The organism is Pseudomonas sp. GW821-FHT02A08, assembly GCF_059422045.1.
Genome location: NZ_JBWKWD010000037.1, coordinates 37,775 through 62,813 on the forward strand (window position 1 = coordinate 37,775; position 25,039 = coordinate 62,813).

Sequence of the window (25,039 nt, forward strand, 5' to 3'; positions counted from 1 at the left end):
AAGGACATGAATGTACACTTGTGCACTGAAATTATTATTCAAGCCCCTTTTCGGGCCTGTTCGGGTGACTAAGACTGCCGCACTTTCGCCTTTCACGCCAGTCGCAGATGGTCGAAAGGCCTGTACTACTGCACCCAACGTTGCAGAATTTGCTGCAGATCGGTGCGTTTGAACGGCTTGGCCAGGTAATCGTTCATCCCCGCCGACAGGCAGGCTTCGCGGTCTCCCTGCAAGGCGTTGGCGGTCAGGGCGATGATCGGCAGGTCGGTGCAACCGGGCAGGTTGCGGATTTGTCGGGTGGCTTCATAGCCATCGATGATCGGCAAGCGGCAATCCATCAGGATCGCTTCGAAGATCAGGCTCTCGGCACTGCGAACCGCCTGCGCGCCGTCGGCGGCGACACTGACCTTGAAGCCCAGGCTGCGCAACATGGCTTCGATGACGGTCTGGTTGACCGGGTTGTCTTCGACCAACAGCACATTGCGCCCTTCGCCGTTGCTGTTGCGCGATTGCGCGCGAGGGGGCAACAACGGTTGTGTCTGTTGGTGCAGAGCCAGGGGGATTTCCAGGGTGAACACCGAACCGCGGCCTTCCTCGCTCTGCGCGCGCAAGGTGCCCCCCATGCGTTCGGCCAGGGTGCGGGCAATCGGCAGGCCCAGCCCCGTGCCGCCGTAGCGCCTTGAAATGGAACTGTCGGCCTGCTGGAAAGCGTTGAACATCAATTCCAGGCTTTGCACCGGGATGCCGATGCCGCTGTCGCGCACGGTGCAGGTGAACCACAGCAGCTCGTGGTCCAGCGACTGCCACTGCGCCTCGATGGTGACGCGGCCCTTTTCGGTGAACTTCAGCGCGTTGCCGACCAGGTTGACCAGTATCTGCCGGATACGCGTCGGGTCGCCCTTTACCTGCAAGCCGCGCATGTCGTCGGGGATCATCAGTTGCAGGTCCAGACCGCGTTGCGCGGCGCTGTGCTGGAACGACTGGGCGCAACTGACGATCAGGTCGGCGAGGTTGAACGGGATGTGCTCGAGTTCCAGCTCCGAACGTTCGATCCGCGAGAAATCCAGGATGTCGTTGATGACCTTGAGCAAGTGCTCGGTGGATTCCGAGGCCAGCGCCGCGTACTCCACCTGCTCCTCGGTCATGTCGGTGGTTTCCAGCAACTGCAGCATGCCCAGTACGCCATTCATCGGCGTGCGCAGTTCATGGCTCATCATGGCGAGGAAATCGGATTTGGCGTTGTTGGCCTTTTCCGCTTCTTCGCGGGTCTGGATCAGCTGTGCCATGGCCTGATGCTGTTCGCGGCTGGCCTGGTCGAGACCACTGGCGAGGTTGTTGATGTGTTGCGACAGCGCCCCCAGTTCGGTGTCGTCGACAATCGGCAGCGGTGTCCTGTAGTCGCCGTCCTGGATTGCCTTGACCGCATTGCCGATATCGCGGATCGGTTGCGACAGGCTGCCCGCCAGGCGCCGGGCCACGAGGAAGGTAAACAGCAGGGCAAACAGCGCCAGGATGGCGGCCTTGAGCACGATTTCCTGTTGGCGTCGGCTGAAGGCGTCGTTGGACAGCCCGACGATCACCCGGCCCAGATAGTCCTCGACCGGGGCCGCGGTGGCGGTTTTGCTGCTCTGGAAAAAATCATTGTGCAACGCGATGCGCTGGAGCCGTATCGGAGCCTGGAACACTTCGAGCTGTTGCGCGCGATTGTGGTGTTCGTTCGGTTGTTCGACGTACACCAGAACCCGGTTGGCGCTGTCCTGGATTTCCAGAAAGCTCACGTTGGGCGTGGCCAGCGTCGCCTTGAGCAAGGTTTCGAGCACTTCGATGTTGCCCGAAATCACTCCGTACTCGGTGGCCGGGGCCAGTTGATTGGCGATCAACTGGCCGGTGTGGGTGATTTCCTGACGTAGATCCTGGATGCGCACGAAGGTGAAGAAGCTGATCAGCAACAAGGTCAGCAGCAGTGCAGGGCCGAGGCTGATGAGTTGGGTACGGGTGTTGATGTCCCAGCGACGGCGCAAGCTCATGGACGGCGTTCTCCTTCGGCCAGCAGTGTGGCGACAGACGCTTCGTCTATCTGTTCGATGCCCAATGAACGCGCCACCTGCCGATTGCTCGCGACCTTGAATTGATGGGGGTAGTGCGTGCGCGGCCAGGTGGCCGGTGGTCGGTCGAGCAATTCGTCGAGGACCGCCAGCCAGTCGCTCTGATCGCTATAGGTGCTGGCCAGGCTCCCGGCCTTGACGAATCCGGCGTTGGGGCCGATCAGCGCCACTTGCCGCGAGTAGCTGCTCAGCAGCAGGTTTTTTGCGGTTTGCGGGTTGTACAGGTCGGCATCGTCCAGGCCCAGCAACACGTCACTGTTATTAAGGAGGGCCTGTAATGGACGACTGTCGTGGATGTTGTCCCAGCGCTGGGTGACCATCTCAAGACCCAGGGGGAGGGCGGCCTGACGCAGCTCATTCAAGAGGAACTCACTGTGGGTGTCGTAGAGCACACCGATGCGTCTGGCTTGGGGCAGCAAGGTGCGGGTCAAGCGCAACTGGCGGTCCAGTGGTGGATCGCTCCAAAGCAGGCAAAGGCGCGCAGGCAGCGAGTTGTTCAAGCGTTGCCGGGCTTGCAGGCGGCTGATGCGCAATACGAGTGTCGCCGGGCCCTGGGTGTTTTGCAGGCGCCAGTCGAGGCTGGGCAGGTCGAGCAGTATCAAGCGGATGTTTTCCGGCAGCTTGTCCGGTATCGGCATTTTGGCCAGCGTCTGGAAGCGTACGTTGTCGCTTGGTCGCAGCTCGCTCAGGGCCTGGGTAAACGCCCGCACAGCGGGGCTGTCTTCGGCCCCCGTGAGCAAAATGTCGGCCGCGTTACTCGCCAGGCTGCCCAGAAGGCCGCTTGTCAGCAGGCAGAGTATGGCCAGCAGCCGACCCAGGGGCGGCATTCTGCAGGCCGGACGATTCGGCATCTTAAAGCTCCAGCTCCGCGCTGAAATACATCACGTGGCGCTGGTCAAAATTATTGTCGATGAAGGTGGTCGGCTGATTGTCCAGCCGTTGCTGGAGCACCCCGGCCAGTTCCAGGCTGGCCTTGCCCAGGGCGATACGTTTGGCGATGCGCGCATCGACCCGTTCGAAACGGTAGCCGTTGAGGGCGTCATCGCCATAATAGAAAAGCGCACTGTTCCAGCCCCGACCCCAATCGCGCAGCCATCCGGCCGAGCCACTGTTGCTTGCAGTCTGCCTGGCATCCAGCGGGTTGCTGGCGTCGGCATCGACGTAGGCGTAGGTCAGTCGCAGGCGATCGAGGCTGCCGACGCGCCAGTCAAGCTGGGTTTCGGCGCCCGAAAAACGTGCTTTGTTGGCGTTGCTGGCGATGTACTGATTGTTGCGCAGCGGTTCACTGATCATGCCGGTGATTTCGTCGTGGAACAGCTTCACGTCGAGCGCCAGCCCCTGTTCGGGAAAATAGCCGTTGTAGCCCAGTTCCCGGGAGCGCATGTGCTCTTGGTCGAGATCGCCGGGGCCACGGGTCTTGACGAAATAACGGGCGCTGGACTGGCCGAAGGCACCGGGCTTGAGGTTGGTGACCTGATAACTCCAGTTGACGTTGTTCTCGAACATGTCCGGCGAACGGACGGCCTCGGAGTACACCGCACGCAAGCCGTGGCGCGGATTGATCAGGTAGTTGACCGCCATGCGAGGTGTCAGCGAACTGCCGATCAGCCGTGTGTCCTCGAACATGGCACCGCCTTGCAGCAGCCAGTGTTCGGTGGCACGCCACTCGAACTGGCCGAACGCCCGCCAGATCGTGTCATCGAGAGTGCCATTGAAATAGGTTTCGGAATCGGCCCGGTCGTAACGATAGTTTATCCCGCTGACCAGCCGCAGGTTATCGGCAAGGCTCAGAGTGTCCTGCAATTCGAGGTCGTAACGCGATTCCCGGGTGCTCTGGTCGATGTCGCCGCAAACGGTCTGGCTCGCGCCGTTGCGCCATTGATCGAGTACCTGGTTGGCCAGGGCCTGCTCGGCGGGTGTGCCGGCCGGCGCACCAGGGCCGAGGAAACGCGTGATATTGCGGGCCAGGCGCTCGGTGTAGTTCGGGTTCATTTGCCAGAGTTCGGTCAGTTGCGGGCTGAACGATATTTCAGCGTCGCAGGCGCGCCAGGTTTGCTGGCGATCCCAGTGTTGGGCCGAACCCTGGATATAAAGGCTGTGGTCGGGATCGATGTCCAGATTCCAGCGCAATGACCCGGCGTAATCCTTGGCGGTGACGTCGGAGTCGTTGCCCGCTCGGGTAATTCCCGGGAACACCGGCCGGTAGGTATAGGGCCGCTGGTTGGTGCCGTCCTTGGCATTGACTTGCCAATCGAGGCTTTGCCGTTCGTCGAGGCTCTGGCTGACTGCGAGGTTGAAGCGATCGAGGCGACGACTGTCATGGTAATCAGCGCCGGTTCGGTCGGTGTCGAAGCCGTCGTCTTGCTGGCCGGACAGGGACAGGCGCATGTCACCATCCTCCCAGCCCAGGCCCTGGCTGGCATAAAAATCGTTGATGCCGCGCTGGCCCCGGGTGATCTTCATGCGGGTACCGTGGCTGTCGGCCGGCCGCCGGGTAATGATGTTGACCACCGCCATCAGGGCGTTGGCGCCGTAGCTGACGGTATTGGGCCCGCGAAAGACTTCGATGCGCTCGATGTCTTCCATGGCCACCGGAATGTCGCTCCAGTCCACGGTGGCCAGGCCGGCGCGATACACCGAGCGCCCGTCGATCAGCACTTGCATGCGTCGTGCTTGCGTCGCGTTGGTGCCGTGATAGTTCACCGCAGCCTGGTTGCCGCTGATGTTGCCGACCATCATCCCCGGCACCAGGCGCAGCAGTTCGCTGATGTCACGGGCACCGCTGGCGTGGATCAGGGCGCTGTCGATCACCGTCATGCTGCCCGGCACTGCCGCCGGCGACTGCTTCAGGCGCGTGGCCGTCAGCACTTGCGGCAGCGGTTCGCTGTCCAGGAACAAGTCGTCGGCCAGCACCGGCGAGCTGAAAATCAGCGCCAGTACCAGAGGCGAATGCGGTGAAGGAGAGCCCGGAGACACAACAGATCCCTGCCAGTGATTGATGGCGCGCATGTTAACCGAGCCGAATGACTTTTCCATTCACGATGTCTGCATTTTCCTCGGTTTTATCGGTCTTCTTCCTACGGGTGCAGGTATTTGATGTCGGGGCTGGCCGCCGATGGGCTGCGCCGTATAATGCCGACATCGCCACTGGTATGGATTAACGGATTGCATATGACTGAACAGCGCCCGATTGCGGTCCTGGGAGGCGGAAGTTTTGGAACCGCCGTGGCTAATCTGCTGGCCGAGAACGGGCATCAGGTCCTTCAGTGGATGCGTGACCCCGAACAGGCCGAGGCCATTCGGGTCAATCGCGAGAACCCGCGTTACCTCAAAGGCATCAAGATTCTGTCCGGCGTCACGCCGGTCACCGACCTGCAAGCCACCCTGGACGCCTGCGACCTGTGTTTCGTTGCATTGCCCTCCAGCGCGCTGCGTTCGGTGCTGGTGCCCCACGCCGAACGCTTGACCGGCAAAATGCTGGTGAGCCTGACCAAAGGCATCGAAGCCCATACGTTCAAGCTGATGAGCGAGATCCTCGAAGAGATCGCCCCGCAGGCGCGCATCGGCGTCCTGTCCGGGCCCAACCTGGCCCGTGAAATCGCCGAACATGCACTGACGGCCACTGTGGTCGCCAGTGAAGACGAAGAACTCTGCCAGCAGGTTCAGGCCGCGCTGCACGGGCGCACGTTCCGTGTGTACGCCAGCGCCGACCGTTTCGGCGTCGAACTGGGCGGGGCGTTGAAAAACGTCTACGCGATCATCGCCGGCATGGCGGTGGCGCTGGGCATGGGGGAAAATACCAAGAGCATGCTGATCACCCGGGCATTGGCGGAAATGACCCGCTTTGCGGTGAATCAGGGCGCGAACCCGATGACCTTCCTGGGGCTGGCGGGCGTGGGCGATCTGATCGTGACCTGTTCGTCGCCCAAGAGCCGCAACTATCAGGTCGGCTTTGCCCTCGGCCAGGGCCTGAGCCTGGACGAGGCGGTCACGCGCCTGGGTGAAGTCGCCGAAGGGGTCAACACCCTTAAAGTGCTCAAGGCCAAGGCCCAGGAGGTTGGCGTGTACATGCCGCTGGTCGCCGGGCTGCACGCGATCCTGTTCGAAGGCCGCACGCTGGAGCAGGTCATCGCACTGTTAATGCGTGGCGAGCCGAAAACCGACGTCGATTTTATTTCCACCAGTGGTTTCAATTAATCACGCTTGCCAGAAAAGCAGGGAGTTGCGCATGAACGATCCAAAAGTAGAAGCCAAGTACGAATCCATCCTGCTGCGGGTGCTGTGGATGATCGTCTTCGTGCTGGTGTGGCAAGTGGCGCAGTTCATCCTCGGCGCCGTCGTGCTGGTGCAGTTGATCTATCGTTTGTTCTATGGCGCCCCAAGCGCCAGCCTGATGAACTTCGGCGACAGCCTGAGCCAGTTTCTGGCGCAGATCGGTCGTTTCGGCAGCTTTCACAGCGACCAGAAGCCTTGGCCGTTCGCCGACTGGCCGACGCCGCGTACACCGGAAGGTGAGGCGCCGCATGTCGTGGCACCGGCACCGCATCCGGCCCGAGATGAGGAACCCAAGCTATGAAACTCTGGGTATTGCGTCATGGTGAAGCTGTACCACACGGCTCCCGTCCCCACGATTCGGAGCGGGAACTGACGGATAACGGTCGTAAGGAAGTATTGAAAATCGCCGCAGAGCTGGTGGGACAGCCGCTGACCGGCATTTACGCCAGCCCGTACCTGCGAGCGCAGCAAACAGCGCAACTGGTACGGGAGGCATTGGGTTTCGAACCGGAAATCCGCACCGTCGAGTGGCTTACACCGGACACGGAGCCGGACAAGGTGGCCGAACAGATGGTCGCGGTAAGCAACGTGTTGCTGGTCAGTCACAACCCGCTGGTGGGGAATCTGGTGAGCTATCTGCAACATGGCGCCGGATATCCCCCGGAGAGGGTCAGCACCGCCGGGCTGGCCGAGCTCAAGGGTGATGAGCTGTTGGTCGGGTCGATGACGCTCGACAGCATCAAGCACCCATAACACCGCTTTTCTGTGGGAGCGTGGCTTGCCCGCGAAGGCATCGACTCGGTCATGCCTGATAAACCGCGGAGCCTGCATCGCGGGCAAGCCACGCTCCCACAGGTACGTCATAATCCGAAAAGTTTTGTATGAAATAGTCAACCAAGCACTTGCTTGGTTGACTACGCTTGCTCCAGACCAAAAACAAAGGAGCGAGTCGCATGTCTGCTGCTTTTCGTTTGCCGCTGGACGTTTTCTACGAGCGTGAGGCCCGTCATCCCCGCCAGCGCTTTCTGGTCCAGCCTGTCGGCGGCGGCCAGGTCGAGACCCTGACCTGGGCCGATGTCGGTCATCAGGCACGCTGTGCCGCCCACTGGCTGCGAGCGCGGGAACTGCCACAGGGCAGCCATATCGCCCTGATCTCGAAGAACTGTGCGCACTGGATCATTGCCGACCTGGCGATCTGGATGGCCGGGCATGTCTCGGTGCCGTTGTACCCGAACCTGACCGCCGAGACCGTTGCCCAGGTACTCGAACATTCGGAGGCGGCACTGGCATTCATCGGCAAGCTCGACGACTGGCCAGGCATGTCCCGTGGCGTCAGCCCCGACCTGCCCACCATCAGCCTGCCCCTGCATCCTCCCGGCGACTTTGATTTCAGTTGGGACGACCTGCAACGCAACTCGCCCATCCAGGACAATCCCAAACCTGACGCCGATCACCTGGCGACCATCATCTACACATCCGGCACCACGGGCATGCCCAAGGGCGTGATGCACAGCTTCGGCAATCTGGGGTTCGCCACCACACGGGGCACTGCGTTGTTCGGCCTCAACGAGTCGGACCGGCTGTTGTCCTATCTGCCGTTGTGCCACGTTGCCGAGCGGATGTTCGTCGAACTGGCGTCGATCTATACCGGCCAAACGGTGTTTTTCGCCGAGAGCCTCGATACTTTCCTCACCGACCTGAAGCGTGCGCGCCCCACCGCACTGTTTGGCGTGCCGCGCATCTGGACCAAATTCCAGATGGGCGTGTACAGCAAGATCCCGGCTAAACGCCTCGACTTCCTGCTCGACCTGCCGATCATCGGCAAACGGGTCGGGCATAAAGTCCTCGCCGGTTTGGGGCTGGATGCGTTGCGTGTTGCATTGTCGGGCGCGGCGCCGGTACCGCAGACCTTGCTTGAGTGGTACCGCAAACTGGGCCTGGATGTGCTGGAGGTCTACGGCATGACCGAGAGTTGCGGCTACTCCCACATCGGCATACCGGGCCAGCACAAACCGGGCTGGATCGGCAAGCCGTGTCCGGACGTCGAAGTGCGGATCGCCGAGACGGGGGAGGTCATGGTGCGCAGTGGTGCAACCATGCTCGGGTATTACAAGGAACCGGAAAAAACCGCCGACACCATTACTGAGGACGGTTTCCTTCGTACCGGCGACAAGGGCGAGGAGGACGCCGAAGGCAATCTGCGCCTGACCGGGCGCCTGAAGGAAATCTTCAAGACCAGCAAAGGCAAGTACGTGGCCCCGGCACCGATTGAAAATCGCCTGGCCGTGCATTCGCGCATCGAGCAGGTCTGCGTGGTGGGCGATGGCTTGAGCGCACCGCTGGGGTTGTGCGTGTTGTCGGCGGTCGGCCAGCAGGATGCCGGCGGGGTCGCGCGCGCCGGCCTGCATTCGAGCCTGGAAAAACTGCTGGAAGAGGTCAACGGCGCCCTCGACAAGCATGAACAACTGCGGCGCCTGGTGGTGGTCAAGGACAGTTGGGCCGTGGAAAACGGCTTCCTCACCCCGACCCTGAAGATCAAGCGCAACGTGATCGAAGCGGCTTACGGTGAGCGCTTTGAGGAATGGAGCGAGCGCAACGGAGCGGTGCTGTGGCAGGATTGATCCACGAACAAAACCAACGAGGAACCTCTGCGATGAGCCTGTGGCGCACCACCCCGAACATTGAGCAGTTGAACGCAATCCAGAAAAACACCATTGGCGAAGTGCTGGACATCCGTTTCGAGGCCTTTGACGACGAGTCCCTGACCGCCAGCATGGTCGTCGATCACCGCACCCACCAGCCCTACGGCTTGCTGCATGGCGGTGCCTCGGTGGTGCTGGCAGAATCGGTCGGCTCGATGGCCAGTTACCTGTGCATCGATGCCAGCAAGTTCTATTGCGTGGGCCTGGAAATCAACGCCAACCATTTGCGCGGCCTGCGCAGCGGACGGGTGACGGCGGTGGCCAAGCCGATCCACATCGGCCGCACGACCCATGTCTGGGACATTCGCCTGACCAGCGATGAGGGCAAGGCCAGTTGTGTGTCGCGATTGACCATGGCAGTGGTGCCGTTGGGTGAGAATCCGCCGGCGCGTTGAGCTCAAGCCATCGCTTTGACCGGACTGTCATCATTCCTGTCAGTTACGGTCATTGCTCAAGGACGCGGTCTTGCGGACAATCAATGCCTGTTCTCGCTCATGGATTTGCAGGTATGTCGCAACAGATCTTTTTCGCCCACGCCAATGGTTTTCCTTCGGGGACCTACGGCAAGTTGTTTGCGGCGCTGGCACCCGAGTTTCAGGTGACGCATCTGGAGCAGCACGCCCACGACCCGCGTTACCCGGCGGACGACAACTGGTACAACCTGGTGGACGAGCTGATCCATCACCTGCAACAACAGGCCGAGCCCGTGTGGGGGGTCGGTCACTCCTTCGGTGGCGTGTTGCACCTGCATGCGGCGTTGCGCTGCCCTGAGCTGTATCGCGGGGTGGTGATGCTCGACTCGCCCGTGCTGACCCGCACCGACCAATGGGTCATACGGGCGGCCAAACGCTTTGGTTTCATCGACCGCTTGACCCCGGCCGGGCGTACCCTGGGCCGCCGTGAAGAATTCGCCGACCTGGAAAGCGCCCGCAAGTATTTCGCCGGCAAAACCCTGTTTCGCGGGTTCGACCCGGAATGTTTCGATGCCTACCTGCAACACGGTTTGCATCAGGTCGGCGACAAGTTGCGTCTGCGCTTCGACCCGGCCACGGAAATCAGCATCTATCGCGGCGTGCCGCACACAAGCCCAGGCAGCACCCGGCAGTTGCAAGTGCCGCTGGCGGTGGTTCGCGGGCACAACAGCCGCGTGGTGATGCGCCATCACGCCAGTTCGGTAGACCGCCTGCCCCTGGGTGAGTCGTTGACCATGCCTGGCGGCCACATGTTTCCGCTCGAACGTCCCCTTGATACCGCTGACATGCTCAAAGGCCTGTTCCATCGCTGGGGCGGCCGTCGACAGCAGGATTGCGCATGAACCACGTCGTCGAAGAGGTCCGCCTGAGCCTGCCGCACATCGAACTGGCGGCGCACCTGTTCGGCCCTGAAGACGGTCTGCCGGTGATTGCCCTGCATGGCTGGCTGGACAACGCCAACAGCTTTGCCCGTCTGGCGCCGAAGCTCAAAGGCTTGCGCATCATCGCGCTGGACATGGCCGGTCACGGTCATTCCGGGCATCGCCCGCCGGGCGCCGGCTACGCCATGTGGGACTATGCCCACGATGTGCTGCAAGTGGCCGAACAGCTTGGACTGCGCAAGTTTGCGCTGATGGGGCATTCGATGGGCGCCATTGCATCGTTGATCATCGCCGGGTCGATGCCCGAGCGGATCACCCACCTGGCGTTGATCGACGGCATCATTCCTCCTACAGACAAAGGTGAAAACGCTGCCGAGCGCATGGGCATGGCCCTGCAGGCGCAACTGGACCTGCGGGAAAAGCGCAAGCCAGTCTACGACACCCTCGACCGGGCCATCGAAGCGCGTATGAAGGGCCTGGTGGCGGTCAGCCGCGAAGCCGCTGAACTGCTGGCGCAGCGTGGCTTGATGCCGGTGCCGGGCGGTTACACCTGGCGCACCGACAATCGCCTCACACTGCCATCGCCGCTGCGTCTGACCACCGAACAGGCCATGGCCTTCGTCCAGCGGATCAAGTGTCCTGCAACTCTGGTGGTCGCTGCCGATGGCATGCTCGCCAAACACCCGGAGTTGCTGGAGCGTCTACCCTTTAGCCGGGAACAGCTGCCAGGCGGCCACCATTTGCACCTCAATGACGAGTCCGGTGCCGATCTTGTCGCAGACTGTTTCAATCGGTTTTTCGCCATTCCTTGACTTGCGCCGGGCAACTGTCGAGGCTTGGCGGGTTGAAAAGGGAGACAACCATGATAGATCTCTACACCGCTGCGACCCCGAATGGCCACAAGGTCTCTATCGTGCTCGAGGAACTCGGCCTGCCCTACACGGTACATGCCTTGAGTTTCGACAAAAAGGAGCAGAAGTCCGCGGACTTCCTCAAGATCAACCCCAATGGCCGGATTCCGGCGATTGTCGACCGCGCCAACGGCGATTTCGCCGTGTTCGAGTCTGGCGCCATCCTGATCTACCTCGCTGAACTGACCGGCAAACTGATGCCGAGCGACCCGAAGGGACGTTCGCTGGTATTGCAGTGGCTGATGTTCCAGATGGGCGGCATCGGCCCGATGCAGGGCCAGGCCAATGTGTTCTTCCGCTATTTTCCGGAAAAACTCCAGGGCGCCATCGACCGCTATCAGCATGAAACCCGTCGCCTCTACGAGGTGCTCGACACGCGGTTGCAAAGCGTGGAGTTCCTCGCCGGCGAGTACAGCATCGCCGACATCGCCACCTTTCCCTGGGTGCGCGGTTACGAGTGGTCGGGCGTCTCGGTGGAGGGCTTGACGGCGCTGCAACGCTGGATGGCAACCCTGGAGGCCCGTCCGGCGGTGCAGCGTGGTTTGCAGGTACCGCAACGCGCCGATGAAGCCAGTATTATCAAGGGCGCCCAGGCCATGCTGATCCGATGAGTCTATCCATGCGTTCATTCAGTTTGCTGGTGCTGTGCAGTTTCAGTTCCTTGTCGTTTGCCGCCGATGTCCCGGGCAGTCAGGACCTGCCGATAGTGCCGCGCATGGTCGACGCCCAGATTGTCGACTATCGCCCCGCCGCCGAACTGGAGCGGATCTACCCCTTGGGCTCGATCCGCAAGATCAGTGGCCAGTTACGTTTCGACGGCCAGGTCAGTGCCCGCGGCAACGTCACTTCGGTGACCTACGAGTTGCCACCGGAGCATTCATCCATCGAGGCGTTCACCGCTGCCCGCGAGGCTTTGCAAAAGCAGGACGCCGGGTTGCTCTTTTGGTGCCAGGCGCGCGATTGCGGCGAAAGCAGTCTCTGGGCCAATGAGGTCTTCGGCAACGCCAAGCTGTACGGTTCCGACGATCAACAGGCCTATCTGCTGCTGCGACTTGCCGCTCCAAGGGACAACACGCTCGTTGCGCTGTACAGCATCACCCGGGGTAATCGCAAAGCCTACCTGCATGTCGAGCAGTTCGACGCATCGGCACCGCTAGGCGAGTTGCTGCCGACTTCCGCGACCTTGCTGCGTGAACTCAGAAGCACCGGCGAGCTCGATTTTCCCGCGTTGAACAGCGCACCTGACGAGACCTGGCTACGGCTGATTTCTCGCGGACTGAATCTGGACACCACCTTGCGGGTCAGTATTTCCGGAGCGAACGCCGAAGCCTGGCGTCAGGCACTGATTACCCAGGGCGTGCGTGCCGCGCGGATGGAAGCCGGCAGTGCCGAAGGCTCTGGCCTGCACATCGAGCTATTGCGCTAGGCTGTACCGGGCGAGCGTGCACGCTGCGTTCGCCTACTCTTTTGCTGACTGACTTTTTCGAGACTTTCGATGATCAATAACGATCGCCTGTTGGTGCAGATCCTGCTCGTCGTGCTGTTCGGCGCGAGCTTCTGGGTGATGGCGCCGTTCTGGTCGGCGATGTTCTGGGGCGCGGTCCTGGCATTCGCCAGTTGGCCGCTGATGCGCCTGTTGACCCGTTGGCTCAACGGCCGCGAGTCTCTGGCGGCGGCATTGCTGACGCTGGGCTGGATGGTGCTGGTCGCGGCACCGCTGGTGTGGCTGGGTTTCAACCTCGCCGATCATGTGCGTGATGCCACCGCATTCATCAAGGATGCGCAGGTCGAGGGGCTGCCTGAAGCACCGGTCTGGCTGGGTTCGATTCCCCTGGTGGGCGAGCGGTTGGTCGGACTCTGGAACAGCATCGATGAGCAGGGCGCGGCGATGATGGTGTCGCTCAAGCCTTATCTGGGGCAGATGGGTAACTGGTTGCTGGCGCGCAGCGCGCAGATCGGTGGCGGTATTCTCGAACTGACCCTGAGCATCGTCTTCGTGTTCTTTTTCTATCGTGATGGGCCGCGCCTGGCGGCGTTTGTACACACATTGCTGGAGCGGCTGATCGGTCAACGGGCCGGCTACTACATCGAACTGGTGGCGGGCACGGTACAGCGGGTGGTGAACGGCGTGATCGGCACCGCGGCGGCCCAGGCGATCCTGGCGCTGATCGGGTTCCTGATTGCCGGCGTACCGGGTGCGCTGGTGCTTGGCATCGTGACGTTCATGCTCAGCCTGATCCCGATGGGCCCGCCGCTGGTGTGGATTCCGGCGACCGCGTGGCTGGCCTGGAAAGGCGAGTACGGGATGGCCATATTCCTCGGTATCTGGGGCACATTCGTCATCAGCGGTGTCGACAACGTGCTCAAGCCGTACCTGATCAGCCGTGGCGGTAACCTGCCGCTGGTCATTGTGCTGCTTGGGGTGTTTGGCGGGTTGATTGCCTTTGGATTTATCGGCCTGTTCATCGGCCCGACATTGCTGGCGGTGGCCTACAGTCTGTTGATCGACTGGAGCAAGACTCAGGCGCGGGTCGAAGATCGCCGGCCCTGAGATTTGTATTTGCTTAGGGCCTATTCGTCGGAACGCCGCCCGGAGCAAGCCCGCTCCGGGCGGCGTTCCGACGAAGCTTTTGACTCAGGTCGCCACGTTCAGGTGCTTGCCCACACTCGCCACGTTATCGAGCGAGTACTGCTTGCTCAGGTTGGCAATCATTTTTTGCAGCGCTTCATTTACGCTCCCTTGATCGGAAGAACGGGTGGTGTTCTGCTCGCGACCGGCCTGCAGGGCCGTCTTGAGTTCATCACTGCTGACGCCACCGCTGCTGTCGCTGTCCAGCGCCTTGAGTAGCGCAGCACTGGTGTCGGTGCTGGTCGACGAGTCGTTGTTGCTGGCCTGCAACGCGCTGCTCAGTTCGGTTGCGCTGACGCTGCCATCACTGTCGGCATCGAGCTGGCTGAACAGTTCGTCGCTGGACACTTGTTGTGGTGGAGGCGGTGGCGGCGGTGGAGCCATCGCGGCCATTTCTTCGCCGCTCAGGTTGCCACTGCCATCGCTGTCAAGGTCGGCGAAATTCTTGCTCAGGCTGACCAGCAAACCGTCGTCGGATTTTTGCGACAGGGCACTGTCGAGTTCATCCTGATCGACGGAACCGTCGCTGTTGCTGTCGAGTTTGGCCAGCAGGTCCTTCTGGAATTGCTGGCTGCGGGTACTATTGGTTGTGCTGCTGGTGCTGGTGTAGTTCGAGTAATTACTGCTGATGCTACCGATCATCGGGCTCACTCCCTGGAAAGACAAACCGGTGGTGCACCGGTTTATGCAGACTCAAGGGGTGAGTTGTCGTGGGTATGTGGAGTTTGTACCGATAGCTAAACACATAGATCGCCAAGCCCCTGAACCTGTGGGAGCGGGCTTGCTCGCGAAGGCAATCTGTCAGTTGATACATCAGTTGACCGATACACCGCTTTCGCGAGCAAGCCCGCTCCCACACTGGTTCGGTGGGGGTGTCAGGTTCGCGGCAGGCGAATCACGGCCGTCAGGCCGCCACCTGGCGTCTCTTCCAAAGTTAACTGCCCGCCCATTCGTTGCGCCGCCTCACGAGCAATGGTCATGCCCAGGCCTACGCCGCCGGAATTGCGATTGCGCGAGCCTTCAAGGCGAAAGAAGGGTTCGAACACCGCTTCACGTTGTTCCGGGGCGATGCCCGGGCCGTGGTCGATGACCCGAATCACCAACTGTTCACGATGGTCTTGCAGGGTAATCAGCGCCTGTCCGGCATAGCGCAGGGCGTTGTCCATCAGGTTGTTGATGCAGGAGCGCAAGGCCATCGGCTGCACCTGTAGGGGCGCGCAGTGGCCGCTGGCCTGGACGTTCGCGCCCTGGTCCTGGGCATTTTCGCTCAGGGATTCCACCAACGCCTGCACGTCCATCCACTGTGGGGCTTCGCTGGTGCGCTGTTCATGCAGATAGGTGAGGGTGGCGTCGAGCATGCTGATCATGTCGTCGAGGTCCTGGCGCATCTGGCCTTGCAGCTTGTCGTCGTCGATTTTCTCCAGCCGCAGCTTGAGCCGCGACAATGGCGTGCGCAGGTCGTGGGACACCGCGCCGAGCATGCGCGAGCGCTGCTTGACTTGTTCCAGGATGCGGCGCTGCATTTTGTTGAACGTGTGCGCCGCTTGCCGCGCTTCCCGTGGTCCCGATTCATCCAGTGGCGGGCTGTCGAGGTCTTCGCTCAATCGCTCGGCCGCGTCGCTCAGGCGCTGGATCGGCCGGCTCAGCAGTTTGGCACCGTACCAGGCGGCGATGATCAGTGTGACCAACTGAAACGTCAGGGGCACCAGGGGGCCGCCGAACCACGGCCGTGGTGGCCGTTTCTCGTGGTTTGGGTCCATTGGCGGGGGTGGCCCGTCCAGGCCTTCGGAAAACTCCGGTGGAGGCGGTGGTGGTGGCGGGCCGTAATGGTGAAACCAGGCAAAGGCCAGCAGGTGCGCGAGGATAATCGCCAGCAACAGCACGCCAAACAGGCGGCCGAACAGCGTATCGAAGCGCCCGCGCATCAGCCGATGTCTCGGGCATCGAACAGGTAACCCTCGCCGCGGACGGTCTTGATCAACTGAGGAGCCTTGGGGTCGTCGCCGAGTTTCTGGCGCAGGCGCGACACCAGCAGGTCGATGCTGCGGTCAAAGGCTTCGATAGAACGACCGCGAGCGGCGTCCAGCAGTTGCTCACGGCTGAGCACGCGGCGCGGACGTTCGATAAACACCCAGAGCAGGCGGAATTCGGCGTTGGACAGCGGCACCACCAGGCCATCATCGGCGATCAGTTGCCGCAGCACGCTGTTCAAGCGCCAATTGTCGAAACGAATGTTCGCCCGCTGTTCGCTGCGGTCATCGCGCACCCGGCGCAGGATGGTCTGGATTCGCGCCACCAGCTCGCGGGGCTCGAACGGCTTGGCCATGTAGTCGTCGGCGCCCAGTTCGAGGCCGATGATCCGGTCGGTGGGTTCGCAACGGGCGGTGAGCATCAGGATCGGGATGTCCGACTCGGCGCGCAGCCAGCGGCACAGCGACAGACCGTCTTCACCGGGCAGCATCAGGTCGAGCACCACCACATCGAAATGCTCCGCCTGCATCGCCAGGCGCATCGCGGCGCCATCGGTGACGCCGCTGGCGTGGATGTTGAACCGGGCCAGGTAGTCGATCATCAATTCGCGGATCGGGACGTCATCGTCGACGATCAGGGCGCGGATGCTCCAGCGTTTGTCGTCACCGGGCGTTTTTTGCTCTTCGTTCACGGGTGCTTGGGCGTTGTGCATGCGTGCGTTCATCTGCCAGGTAGGCTGCCAACCACAAAGATAGGCTGCGAGGTTGTGGTTCCAGCATAGGCGTCCGGCCCTGAGGCGGGAAGTGCCGTTGCAGGGACATGTTGCGGTTGCCGAGGGTAGCGGGCCCGGGTGTTGCCGGCGTGTCGTGTGTGTATCGAACTCGACACAATGGCCTTGGGGGCTAGTCTTGCCTGAGCCGTTGCGACGATTTACCGATCATCGGGTCCCGCAGCGGCGCTGGTTCCGCTACAATGCGCGCCGATTTCGACTTGCCTGAGAGCCCACTCATGTCCGCCTGCCAGACTCCCATCATCGTCGCCCTGGATTTCCCTACCCGTGACGCCGCACTGAAGCTGGCCGATCAGTTGGACCCGAAGCTGTGCCGGGTCAAAGTCGGCAAGGAACTGTTCACCAGTTGCGCCTCGGAAATCGTCGGTACCCTGCGCGACAAGGGTTTCGAAGTGTTCCTGGACCTCAAGTTCCACGACATCCCGAACACCACCGCGATGGCCGTCAAGGCGGCTGCGGAAATGGGCGTGTGGATGGTCAACGTGCATTGCTCCGGTGGCCTGCGCATGATGGCTGCGTGCCGTGAAGTGCTGGATCAACGAACCGGTCCCAAGCCACTGCTGATCGGTGTGACCGTGTTGACCAGCATGGAGCGTGAAGACCTGGCGGGCATCGGCCTGGACATCGAGCCCCAGGAGCAGGTGCTGCGCCTGGCCGCCCTGGCGGAAAAAGCCGGGATGGACGGCCTGGTGTGCTCGGCCCTGGAAGCCCAGGCGCTGAAATCGGCGCACCCGTCGCTGCAACTGGTGACCCCGGGGATTCGTCCGGCGGGCAGCGCCCAGGACGATCAGCGGCGCATTCTGACCCCGCGTCAGGCGCTGGATGCCGGCTCCGACTATCTGGTGATCGGCCGTCCGATCAGCCAGGCGGCGGATCCGGCGAAGGCGTTGGCCGACGTAGTGGCTGAACTCGCCTGATCAAACACTGAAGATCCAAATGTGGGAGCGGCGGTGCGGCGATCCGACTTGCTCGCGAATGCGGTAGATCAGTCAATAAATATGTCGACTGACATTCCCTCTTCGCGAGCAAGCCCGCTCCCACATTGGTTTTTGGGTTAGTTCAAATTTCGGGTCAAACCTTCAACACCAACTTCCCGAAATTCTCGCCGCTGAACAATTTCATCAGTGTCTCCGGGAAAGTCTCCAGTCCTTCGACGATGTCTTCCTTGCTCTTTAGCTGCCCCTTGGCCATCCAGCCGGCCATTTCCTGGGCGGCGCTGGCGTATTGGGCGGCGTAGTCCATCACCACAAAACCTTCCATGCGCGCGCGGTTGACCAGCAGTGACAGGTAGTTGGCCGGTCCCTTGACCGCTTCCTTGTTGTTGTACTGGCTGATGGCACCGCAAATCACCACCCGCGCCTTCATGTTCAGGCGGCTCAGCACTGCGTCGAGAATGTCGCCGCCTACGTTATCGAAATACACGTCGACGCCTTTCGGGCACTCGCGCTTGAGGCCGGCCAGGACATCTTCGCTCTTGTAGTCGATAGCGCCATCGAAACCCAGCTCATCGATCAGGAACTTGCACTTGTCGGCGCCGCCGGCGATGCCGACCACCCGGCAGCCTTTGATCTTGGCGATCTGCCCGGCAATGCTGCCCACGGCGCCCGCTGCGCCCGACAGCACCACGGTGTCACCGGCCTTCGGAGCGCCGACGTCGAGCAGGGCGAAGTACGCCGTCATCCCGGTCATGCCCAGCGCGGACAAGTAACGTGGCAGTGGCGCCAGTTTCGGATCGACCTTGTAGAAGCCTCGCGGCTCGCCGAGGAAGAAGTCCTGCACGCCCAGGGCGCCGTTGACGTAATCCCCGACCGCGAACCCCGGGTTGTTCGACGCAATGACTTTGCCCACGCCCAAGGCTCGCATGACTTCGCCGAGCCCGACCGGCGGGATGTAGGACTTGCCCTCGTTCATCCAGCCACGCATGGCCGGATCCAGGGACAGGTATTGGTTTTCGACCAGGATCTGACCCGCCGCCGGCTCGCCGACCGGTACTTCCTGGTAGGTGAATGTCTCACGGGTCGCCGCGCCAACCGGACGTTTGGCGAGCAGGAATTGGCGATTGGTCTGGGAGGTCATGGCAGGCGCTCAAGATGAATGAAGCTTTGTTGATAGCCGGTCAGCGCCGTTGCCGCAAGTTCGGCTGATGTGGCGAATGCAGGTTGATCCAGTGCAGTGATAGTTGGTACGGCAGTTCCATCACTGCAACTCATGGGCCCCCAACCGGAGCCTTGATAGTGCTGCCGTGTTCAAGACCTCCATGGCTAGACTGGTCCTACGCGATTCCCCGCATTCTTCTTTTCGAGGACATAACAATGAGCATGACGTTTTCCGGCCAGGTGGTCGTGGTAACAGGCGGGGCGGCCGGTATTGGCCGCGCGACTGCCCAGGCATTTGCCGCCGAGGGCCTTAAGGTAGTAGTGGCCGATATGGACACGGCGGGCGGCGAGGGCACGGTGGCGCTGATTCGTACGGCCGGTGGCGAAGCGACCTTCGTGCGCTGCAACGTTACCCTGGAAAGCGATGTAAAAAATCTGATGGAGGAGGTGATCAATACTTACGGTCGTCTCGACTATGCCTTCAACAATGCCGGCATCGAAATCGAGAAAGGCAAGTTGGCCGAAGGTACGCTCGACGAGTTCGACGCGATCATGGGCGTCAACGTCAAAGGTGTCTGGCTGTGCATGAAATATCAGTTGCCGCTGCTGCTGGCGCAAGGGGGCGGCGCGATCGTCAATACGGCGTCGGTGGCCGGCCTTGGGGCCGCGCCGAAAATGAGTATCTACGCAGCCTCTAAACACGCAGTGATCGGCCTGACCAAGTCGGCGGCCATTGAATACGCCAAGAAGAAGATCCGGGTCAACGCGGTGTGCCCGGCGGTGATCGACACGGATATGTTCCGCCGCGCCTATGAAGCCGACCCGAAAAAAGGCGAGTTCGCCAACGCCATGCATCCGGTCGGTCGCATCGGCAAGGTCGAAGAGATCGCCAGCGCGGTGCTCTACCTGTGCAGCGATGGCGCGGCGTTCACCACAGGGCACTCATTGGCTGTGGACGGTGGCGTCACCGCGTTTTAAAACGATGCACTGATACCATGTACACCGGGAACCTGTGGGAGCGAGCTTGCTCGCGATGAGGGCGTGTCAGCCGACATCGATGTCACCTGACACGCCCTCATCGCGAGCAAGCCCGCTCCCACTTTTTTTGGGGTTCCGTCAAAGGGCCAGGCAATGTGTTTCAAATGATTAGATCCAATGGTTTTGGCGGCGTTGTCGCACATGCCTGCGAACGCTCCTGTGATTAACTGCTTTTCGCAAAACCACAGGAGTTTGCTTGCTCATGGAATTGAGAATCGACCGACAGGCGCTGGTGCCCGTTGTACAGCAAATTGTTGACGCACTGACCCACTGGCTTCATTCCAGCGGGGTATCGCCCGGTACGCGACTGCCTTCGGTGCGACAGATCGCGCGGATCAATTTGCTCAGTCAGGTAAGCGTCGCCCAGGCCTGTGAACGCCTGGTGACACAGGGGATGCTGGTGTCAGGTCATGGCGCCGGCTATGCGGTTGCCGACCCGGCATTGGCCACAGGCGCAAAGCACGAGCCTGTCTGGTTCGAGGGGGCTGAGCCCGAGATCGGGCCCTGTTCGACTGAGTTGAGGCTGGGCTGTGGCGGGCTGCCTGAAAGCTGGCGCGAGACAGACGATCTGATTTACGCGATTCGGCAAGTCAGTCGTGCCGACACGGCCAGCCTGTTCAACTACAGCACGCCACTGGGTTTGCCGGCCTTGCGACAACAGATCCTCAAGCACCTCCGGCAGCTGGATATCCGGGCGCAGGACAACCGGATCATGACCACGGCGGGTGCCAGTCAGGGGCTTGATCTGATCGTGCGGACACTGTTCAAGGCCGGTGACTGTGTGGTCGTGGAGAGTCCTGGTTATCCGCTGCTGTTCGATCTGCTCAGGCTGCACGGCATCCACATGATCGAGGTACCGCGAACACCGCGCGGGCCGGACGTGCACGTGCTCGAATCGGTACTGGTCAAACACCGGCCTCAAGGGCTGCTGATCAATAGCTTCTATCACAACCCGACTGGCAGCAGCCTTGCACCGGTCGTGGCGCGCCGCGTGCTGCAGCTGGCCAGGACCTTTGGCGTGCAGGTGATCGAAGACGACGTTTATGCGGATTTGCACAGCGGTTCCGGTATGCGTCTGGCTGCACTGGACGACAACGTGATCTACGTGGGCAGCTTTTCCAAGACACTCAGCAGTTCCTTGCGGGTCGGATTCGTGGTGGCCGCTGCCGAAGTCATTACGCGTCTGGCCGAGGTCAAGATGATCAGTGGCATGGGTGCCTCGCGATTTTGCGAATCGGTGCTGGCGTGCCTGTTGGCCAACGGTGCCTACCGCAAACTGGTGCAGCGTCAGCGCCAACGCTTGAGTAGCGACCGGCTGGCGGTGTTGCAAATGCTCGAAGATGCCGAATGGGAGATTTTCGGCAAGCCGGCGGGAGGCTTGTTCATCTGGGCGCGATCACGAATGTCCGACTACGATCAGCTGCGGACCCAGGCCCGGCGCCTGGGTGTACTGCTGTCGTCAAAGACCGCTTTCAACCCCTCGGGGGAGGCCAGTGACTGGCAGCGTATCAACGTGACATATGCCTGTGATCCGCGTGCCCGGGCGTTCTTCAGGGCCACTGCCCGGGATCGACCTCAAGCGTTCTGAAAACGACGTTGGCGTAGCTTTTTGCCATTATTCCGGCGCCAGAGCCTTGTGTTGCCACTGGCCCGTTGCGAATCTGCGTCTACAGAATCTGGCAGGGGACTAAGAGCAATGAATTCGGCCGTGCAAGGACGTTTTGCCAACCTCGGTATGGCGAAAAAACTGGGTGTCGGGTTTGTCCTGGTGCTGTTGTTGACCGCATTGGTGGCGGGCATTGGCGTTTGGTCCCTGCAAACCATCAGCCAGCGCTTCGACGGGCTCAAGCAAATGTCATCGCTCAACAGCGGTTTGCTCAAGGTGCGGCTACTGGAGCAGGAGTACGCCTTGCACGGCAATCCGAAAACCGTCGATGCCCTGCACGAGGGCGTCGATGGCCTGATCGCCCTGGCCGGCCAGCTCAAGGCCGCATCCGCTGCCAACGTGCCGGTGATGAATGATGTCGAACAGTCCCTGGGAGCCTATCGCAAGGCCTTCGACGAGTTTGTCTCGCTCACCCAGGCCAAGGACCTGGCCCTGGAAATGGCCAGTTGGTCGGTGTCCAGCGTGGCCAATAATCTTGATGTATTGCAGTCCGGGCTCGCCGATGACGGCGCCTATACGCTGAAGGATTCCGAAGGCAAGGACGGTGCGCAATTCATCGAGCAGGCCAGCCAGGTCAGCCAGGTTTCACGCTTGATGCTGCAATCCATGAATGAAGCCCGCGTGCGCCTGGATCAAAGCCGCAAAGGCGACGACAGCGCCGGGCAGGGCAAGATCGAACAGGCCAGCCAGGCACTGGCCCAGGCCGAGCAGCTCAAGACCACGGTCAAGGACGAGGGGTACCAGACCGTCCTCAATGAGGTGACAGGCCATATCGCCAGTTTCAGTGACAAGCTCGCCGAGTACACCGGCCTGCTGGAGCAGGAAAAAACCGTCTATCAACAATTGCACCAGCGCGCAGCCCAAGTGGTCGAGCGGGTAGATCAGGCTTATGTTGCGCAAGACCTGGCGATGCAGGCTGAACTGAAAAAGAACTCGCTGCTGATCATTGGCTCTTCCGCCCTGGCATTACTGGTCGGGTTGGTTGCCGCGTTATTCATCACCCGGTTGATCGTGGCACCGCTGCGTAGCGTGATTCGGGTGGCGCAGAAGATTGCCTCGGGGGATTTGAGTGCGACCATCGATGTGACCCGCCGTGACGAAATCGGTCAGTTGATGCAGGCAATGCAGCAAATGGGCGCGGGGCTCAGCCAAATAGTCAGCGGCTTGCAGTCGGGTATCGAGCAGTTGGCGACTTCCGCCCAATCGTTGTCGGCGGTGACTGAACAGACCAATCTCGAAGTCAGTACGCAAAAGGAGGAAACCGAACAGGTCGCCACCGCAATGAATCAGATGACGGCCACGGTGCATGATGTCGCGCGCAATGCAGAGGAGGCGGCCCTGGCCGCGCAAACGGCTGACGGCAAGGTTGAAAGTGGTCAGCAAGTGGTGCGCCAGAGCATGGCACGGATCGAGCAGTTGGCGGATTCGGCTACCTCGGCCAGTTCGAGCATCGAAAGCCTGAGCGCGGAAATCCAGAACATCGGCACGGTGTTGAGTGTGATCAAAAGCGTGGCGGAGCAGACCAACCTGCTGGCATTGAACGCGGCGATCGAGGCGGCCAGGGCCGGGGAGCAGGGCAGGGGCTTTGCGGTGGTGGCCGATGAAGTGCGTGCGTTGGCCAAGCGAACCCAGCAATCGACCGAGGAAATCGAACGCCTGGTCAGCGCCTTGCGCTCGGCGGCGCAGTCGTCGGTGCAGCAGATCCAGAGCAGTGGCGAACTGGTGAAGCTGGCGGTCAGCGATGCCTTGCAGACCGAGAGTGCGCTGGGAAGCATTGCGGCGGCGGTGTCGTTGATCCAGCAGATGAACCAGCAGATCGCCGCGGCGGCCGAGGAGCAGAGCTCGGTGGCCGAGGAGATCAATCGCAGTGTCACCAGCATTCGCGCCAGTGCCGATCAGTCATCACTGGCGATGCAGGGCAATGCCGCGTCCAGTATCCAATTGGCGCAACTGGGGGTTGAACTGAAGGGCATGGTGGGGCATTTCAGGCTTTGAAATGATCTTCGGCCAGACCAAAAAAAGCCACCTGTCTCGGTTAATGCCAGTCAGTTAAGCAATTCCAGCCGCGACACCTTTGTAGCAGCTGCCGAGCCCGCGAGGCTGCGTTCGGCTGCGAAGCAGTCGTGAGTCCAGCTGACGCGGCCTGTCTGACGTACCGCAATGACTGATTTTACGACTGCTTCGCAGCCGAACGCAGCCTCGCGGGCTCGGCAGCTGCTACAGGTCGCATTAGCGCTTAACTGACTGGCATTACCTGTCCCGGTGGCTTTTGTGCTTTCGCAGATCAGTCGTAGATCGCTTTCTTTTTCCAGTCCGCGTCAGCCTCGACGTCCTTGAGGCCTTCGGTCAGCTGGTTGACCTCGCCTTCGACCGGCGCGATGCGGTCCATGACCTGGTCGTTGGCCCGGGCCAGGAGTTTTTCCAGGTACTCCAGTTGCTCGGCGTAGACCTGTGGCTCCTGTTGTTTGCGCAGGTATTGCACGCCGCGCTCGAATGCCAGGCGAGCCTGCCCGGGCTGGTTCTGTTGCAGGGAGTGCTGGCCGAGGTTGTTGAAGAACTCGATGTGCAGCAGCACCAGGATGTGGCGCACTTCACGAATCCAGCGCTTGGCTTCGTTGGGGGGCAAGAAGCCGTCCTGTGCCGCGCGGGTAATCTGGCCGTGCAGGGCTTCGAGCAGGAAGCGGACATCCTTGGCCTTGGCTTCGGTCTGGATCGGTGCCGGCGGATTGTTGACCGGGATGGATTCACCCTGGCCGACAAGGGCCTGCAGTTCGGCGATCCGTGCCTTGAGGTTGGCGCTGGATTTTTCCAGGTTGAGCAGGCGCTGGCAGACGTTCAGTTCCAGGCGGGCCAACAGCAACTTGAGTGCCGGAGTCATCAGTTGGCCGGGGAACGTCTCGGTGATTTCGCCGCAGCGTCGCAGGCGATCGTTGAGCTCAATCTTGGTACGGGCCTTTTCCAGCTTGTTGTTTTCCACCACATGGTTCATGTAGCCAATGGCGATCAACAGTGCGATCCCGGCTACAACTAGCAGGGTGATCATGAGTGGCGTCACCGGTAAGACCTCTTTATAGGTTACGCATGGGAGTCTGGTGGCTTGGCATTTGAGCGCCCAGGCCCGCACGACGGGTTGGATCGGACAAGCTTGTAGTTATATCGGCCGGAGCCCCGCTTCTATAAATGATGGCACTCGATATACAGATTGCCATCATCCGGTGGACTATAACGCCTTGGCGGGTGACAGAATATAGGCGTCAAACACCGGGCAGCGGAAAAACCGCAATGGCTCCCGAAAGCAGGGCGAAGTCATTGATTTAAATAAATTTATATCAGGGGGTTGACGACCTCTCAATCCATCCATAGAATGCGCGCCACTTGCAGCGTAAAGCACACAGCGAAACGAAGCAGGGAGTGAATGTTGTACGTGTGTCCCCTTCGTCTAGTGGCCTAGGACACCGCCCTTTCACGGCGGTAACAGGGGTTCGAGTCCCCTAGGGGACGC

At 61.2% G+C, this 25,039-nt stretch carries 22 protein-coding genes and 1 tRNA gene; 15 read left to right on the forward strand and 8 right to left on the reverse strand.

The window, feature by feature from the left end; translation table 11 throughout:
• Positions 1-125: 125 nt before the first annotated feature.
• From AC07W4_RS22335 to AC07W4_RS22345, 3 genes are read right to left on the reverse strand one after another with little or no spacing between them, the layout of a single operon-like run.
• Entirely contained in the window at positions 126-2,027 is a 1,902-nt protein-coding gene (locus AC07W4_RS22335) for an ATP-binding protein (protein ID WP_495034010.1), read from the reverse strand.
• Positions 2,024-2,956, reverse strand: a complete 933-nt coding sequence (locus tag AC07W4_RS22340; protein WP_495034011.1) for an ABC transporter substrate-binding protein — start codon at positions 2,954-2,956, stop codon at positions 2,024-2,026. The genes AC07W4_RS22335 and AC07W4_RS22340 overlap by 4 nt, the downstream gene beginning before the upstream one ends.
• A 1-nt stretch (position 2,957) precedes the next feature.
• Complete coding sequence (locus AC07W4_RS22345) at positions 2,958-5,081, reverse strand: TonB-dependent receptor plug domain-containing protein (RefSeq protein ID WP_495034012.1); 2,124 nt, start codon at positions 5,079-5,081, stop codon at positions 2,958-2,960.
• 195 nt (positions 5,082-5,276) lie between these two features.
• On the opposite strand from AC07W4_RS22345, the gene AC07W4_RS22350 reads away from it, so the two are divergent.
• The 10 genes from AC07W4_RS22350 (at position 5,277) to AC07W4_RS22395 (ending at position 13,898) form a co-directional block, all read left to right on the forward strand.
• The gene (locus tag AC07W4_RS22350) at positions 5,277-6,302 is read left to right on the forward strand and encodes an NAD(P)H-dependent glycerol-3-phosphate dehydrogenase (protein WP_495034013.1); all 1,026 of its coding nucleotides are present in this window, start codon (positions 5,277-5,279) and stop codon (positions 6,300-6,302) included.
• A gap of 31 nt (positions 6,303-6,333) precedes the next feature.
• Complete coding sequence (locus tag AC07W4_RS22355) at positions 6,334-6,681, forward strand: DUF4389 domain-containing protein (protein WP_007974561.1); 348 nt, start codon at positions 6,334-6,336, stop codon at positions 6,679-6,681.
• A complete protein-coding gene (gene sixA / locus AC07W4_RS22360; RefSeq protein WP_495034014.1) occupies positions 6,678-7,133 on the forward strand; it encodes a phosphohistidine phosphatase SixA in 456 nt (151 codons plus the stop codon). The genes AC07W4_RS22355 and sixA overlap by 4 nt, the downstream gene beginning before the upstream one ends.
• Before the next feature lie 200 nt (positions 7,134-7,333).
• On the forward strand, positions 7,334-9,001 hold the full coding sequence (locus tag AC07W4_RS22365) for an AMP-binding protein (protein WP_495034015.1): 1,668 nt from the start codon (positions 7,334-7,336) through the stop codon (positions 8,999-9,001).
• A 32-nt stretch (positions 9,002-9,033) separates the two neighbouring features.
• Positions 9,034-9,477 carry a hotdog fold thioesterase gene (locus AC07W4_RS22370; RefSeq protein WP_008003274.1) on the forward strand — a complete coding sequence of 148 codons (444 nt, stop codon included), beginning with the start codon at positions 9,034-9,036 and terminating at the stop codon, positions 9,475-9,477.
• A 113-nt stretch (positions 9,478-9,590) separates the two neighbouring features.
• Positions 9,591-10,397, forward strand: a complete 807-nt coding sequence (locus AC07W4_RS22375) for an alpha/beta fold hydrolase (RefSeq protein WP_008051451.1) — start codon at positions 9,591-9,593, stop codon at positions 10,395-10,397.
• Positions 10,394-11,248 carry an alpha/beta hydrolase gene (locus AC07W4_RS22380; protein ID WP_008051450.1) on the forward strand — a complete coding sequence of 285 codons (855 nt, stop codon included), beginning with the start codon at positions 10,394-10,396 and terminating at the stop codon, positions 11,246-11,248. The genes AC07W4_RS22375 and AC07W4_RS22380 overlap by 4 nt, the downstream gene beginning before the upstream one ends.
• A 50-nt stretch (positions 11,249-11,298) precedes the next feature.
• Complete coding sequence (locus tag AC07W4_RS22385) at positions 11,299-11,958, forward strand: glutathione S-transferase family protein (protein WP_495034016.1); 660 nt, start codon at positions 11,299-11,301, stop codon at positions 11,956-11,958.
• Between the two features lie 8 nt (positions 11,959-11,966).
• Positions 11,967-12,773, forward strand: a complete 807-nt coding sequence (locus tag AC07W4_RS22390) for a DUF4892 domain-containing protein (protein WP_495034017.1) — start codon at positions 11,967-11,969, stop codon at positions 12,771-12,773.
• A 69-nt stretch (positions 12,774-12,842) separates the two neighbouring features.
• A complete protein-coding gene (locus tag AC07W4_RS22395) occupies positions 12,843-13,898 on the forward strand; it encodes an AI-2E family transporter (RefSeq protein WP_008051446.1) in 1,056 nt (351 codons plus the stop codon).
• A gap of 84 nt (positions 13,899-13,982) precedes the next feature.
• Here the strand turns inward: AC07W4_RS22395 and xopAW are convergent, their stop codons facing one another.
• From xopAW to AC07W4_RS22410, 3 genes are all read right to left on the reverse strand, one after another.
• The gene (xopAW, locus tag AC07W4_RS22400) at positions 13,983-14,618 is read right to left on the reverse strand and encodes a XopAW family type III secretion system calcium-binding effector (RefSeq protein ID WP_495034018.1); all 636 of its coding nucleotides are present in this window, start codon (positions 14,616-14,618) and stop codon (positions 13,983-13,985) included.
• Between the two features lie 233 nt (positions 14,619-14,851).
• Positions 14,852-15,901, reverse strand: coding sequence for a sensor histidine kinase (locus AC07W4_RS22405; protein WP_495034019.1), 1,050 nt, complete (start codon positions 15,899-15,901; stop codon positions 14,852-14,854).
• On the reverse strand, positions 15,901-16,659 hold the full coding sequence (locus AC07W4_RS22410; protein ID WP_495034020.1) for a response regulator: 759 nt from the start codon (positions 16,657-16,659) through the stop codon (positions 15,901-15,903). The genes AC07W4_RS22405 and AC07W4_RS22410 overlap by 1 nt, the downstream gene beginning before the upstream one ends.
• 296 nt (positions 16,660-16,955) lie before the next feature.
• Here AC07W4_RS22410 and pyrF point away from each other — a divergent pair, with 296 nt between their 5' ends.
• On the forward strand, positions 16,956-17,654 hold the full coding sequence (gene pyrF / locus AC07W4_RS22415) for an orotidine-5'-phosphate decarboxylase (protein ID WP_162247449.1): 699 nt from the start codon (positions 16,956-16,958) through the stop codon (positions 17,652-17,654).
• Between the two features lie 154 nt (positions 17,655-17,808).
• Here the strand turns inward: pyrF and AC07W4_RS22420 are convergent, their stop codons facing one another.
• Complete coding sequence (locus AC07W4_RS22420) at positions 17,809-18,813, reverse strand: NADP-dependent oxidoreductase (protein WP_090457259.1); 1,005 nt, start codon at positions 18,811-18,813, stop codon at positions 17,809-17,811.
• A 236-nt stretch (positions 18,814-19,049) separates the two neighbouring features.
• On the opposite strand from AC07W4_RS22420, the gene AC07W4_RS22425 reads away from it, so the two are divergent.
• From AC07W4_RS22425 to AC07W4_RS22435, 3 genes are all read left to right on the forward strand, one after another.
• Entirely contained in the window at positions 19,050-19,811 is a 762-nt protein-coding gene (locus tag AC07W4_RS22425) for an SDR family oxidoreductase (RefSeq protein ID WP_008051440.1), read from the forward strand.
• A gap of 262 nt (positions 19,812-20,073) precedes the next feature.
• A complete protein-coding gene (locus tag AC07W4_RS22430) occupies positions 20,074-21,459 on the forward strand; it encodes an aminotransferase-like domain-containing protein (protein ID WP_495034021.1) in 1,386 nt (461 codons plus the stop codon).
• A gap of 108 nt (positions 21,460-21,567) precedes the next feature.
• Positions 21,568-23,532, forward strand: coding sequence for a methyl-accepting chemotaxis protein (locus AC07W4_RS22435; RefSeq protein ID WP_495034022.1), 1,965 nt, complete (start codon positions 21,568-21,570; stop codon positions 23,530-23,532).
• A 289-nt stretch (positions 23,533-23,821) separates the two neighbouring features.
• Here the strand turns inward: AC07W4_RS22435 and AC07W4_RS22440 are convergent, their stop codons facing one another.
• Positions 23,822-24,580, reverse strand: coding sequence for a hypothetical protein (locus tag AC07W4_RS22440; protein WP_032829958.1), 759 nt, complete (start codon positions 24,578-24,580; stop codon positions 23,822-23,824).
• Positions 24,581-24,965: 385 nt separating this feature from the next.
• Here AC07W4_RS22440 and AC07W4_RS22445 point away from each other — a divergent pair.
• A tRNA-Glu gene (locus AC07W4_RS22445) sits at positions 24,966-25,038 on the forward strand.
• Position 25,039: the final 1 nt, after the last annotated feature.

Excerpts from the sequence above, each read along its gene's own strand:
- AC07W4_RS22335 (WP_495034010.1), bottom strand. The coding sequence starts at position 2,027 with ATGAGCTTGCGCCGTCGCTGGGACATCAACACCCGTACCCAACTCATC.
- AC07W4_RS22340 (WP_495034011.1), bottom strand. The coding sequence starts at position 2,956 with ATGCCGAATCGTCCGGCCTGCAGAATGCCGCCCCTGGGTCGGCTGCTG.
- AC07W4_RS22350 (WP_495034013.1), top strand. The coding sequence starts at position 5,277 with ATGACTGAACAGCGCCCGATTGCGGTCCTGGGAGGCGGAAGTTTTGGA.
- AC07W4_RS22355 (WP_007974561.1), top strand. The coding sequence starts at position 6,334 with ATGAACGATCCAAAAGTAGAAGCCAAGTACGAATCCATCCTGCTGCGG.
- sixA (WP_495034014.1), top strand. The coding sequence starts at position 6,678 with ATGAAACTCTGGGTATTGCGTCATGGTGAAGCTGTACCACACGGCTCC.
- AC07W4_RS22365 (WP_495034015.1), top strand. The coding sequence starts at position 7,334 with ATGTCTGCTGCTTTTCGTTTGCCGCTGGACGTTTTCTACGAGCGTGAG.
- AC07W4_RS22370 (WP_008003274.1), top strand. The coding sequence starts at position 9,034 with ATGAGCCTGTGGCGCACCACCCCGAACATTGAGCAGTTGAACGCAATC.
- AC07W4_RS22375 (WP_008051451.1), top strand. The coding sequence starts at position 9,591 with ATGTCGCAACAGATCTTTTTCGCCCACGCCAATGGTTTTCCTTCGGGG.
- AC07W4_RS22380 (WP_008051450.1), top strand. The coding sequence starts at position 10,394 with ATGAACCACGTCGTCGAAGAGGTCCGCCTGAGCCTGCCGCACATCGAA.
- AC07W4_RS22385 (WP_495034016.1), top strand. The coding sequence starts at position 11,299 with ATGATAGATCTCTACACCGCTGCGACCCCGAATGGCCACAAGGTCTCT.
- AC07W4_RS22390 (WP_495034017.1), top strand. The coding sequence starts at position 11,967 with ATGCGTTCATTCAGTTTGCTGGTGCTGTGCAGTTTCAGTTCCTTGTCG.
- AC07W4_RS22395 (WP_008051446.1), top strand. The coding sequence starts at position 12,843 with ATGATCAATAACGATCGCCTGTTGGTGCAGATCCTGCTCGTCGTGCTG.
- xopAW (WP_495034018.1), bottom strand. The coding sequence starts at position 14,618 with ATGATCGGTAGCATCAGCAGTAATTACTCGAACTACACCAGCACCAGC.
- AC07W4_RS22405 (WP_495034019.1), bottom strand. The coding sequence starts at position 15,901 with ATGCGCGGGCGCTTCGATACGCTGTTCGGCCGCCTGTTTGGCGTGCTG.
- AC07W4_RS22410 (WP_495034020.1), bottom strand. The coding sequence starts at position 16,659 with ATGCACAACGCCCAAGCACCCGTGAACGAAGAGCAAAAAACGCCCGGT.
- pyrF (WP_162247449.1), top strand. The coding sequence starts at position 16,956 with ATGTCCGCCTGCCAGACTCCCATCATCGTCGCCCTGGATTTCCCTACC.
- AC07W4_RS22420 (WP_090457259.1), bottom strand. The coding sequence starts at position 18,813 with ATGACCTCCCAGACCAATCGCCAATTCCTGCTCGCCAAACGTCCGGTT.
- AC07W4_RS22425 (WP_008051440.1), top strand. The coding sequence starts at position 19,050 with ATGAGCATGACGTTTTCCGGCCAGGTGGTCGTGGTAACAGGCGGGGCG.
- AC07W4_RS22430 (WP_495034021.1), top strand. The coding sequence starts at position 20,074 with ATGGAATTGAGAATCGACCGACAGGCGCTGGTGCCCGTTGTACAGCAA.
- AC07W4_RS22435 (WP_495034022.1), top strand. The coding sequence starts at position 21,568 with ATGAATTCGGCCGTGCAAGGACGTTTTGCCAACCTCGGTATGGCGAAA.
- AC07W4_RS22440 (WP_032829958.1), bottom strand. The coding sequence starts at position 24,580 with ATGATCACCCTGCTAGTTGTAGCCGGGATCGCACTGTTGATCGCCATT.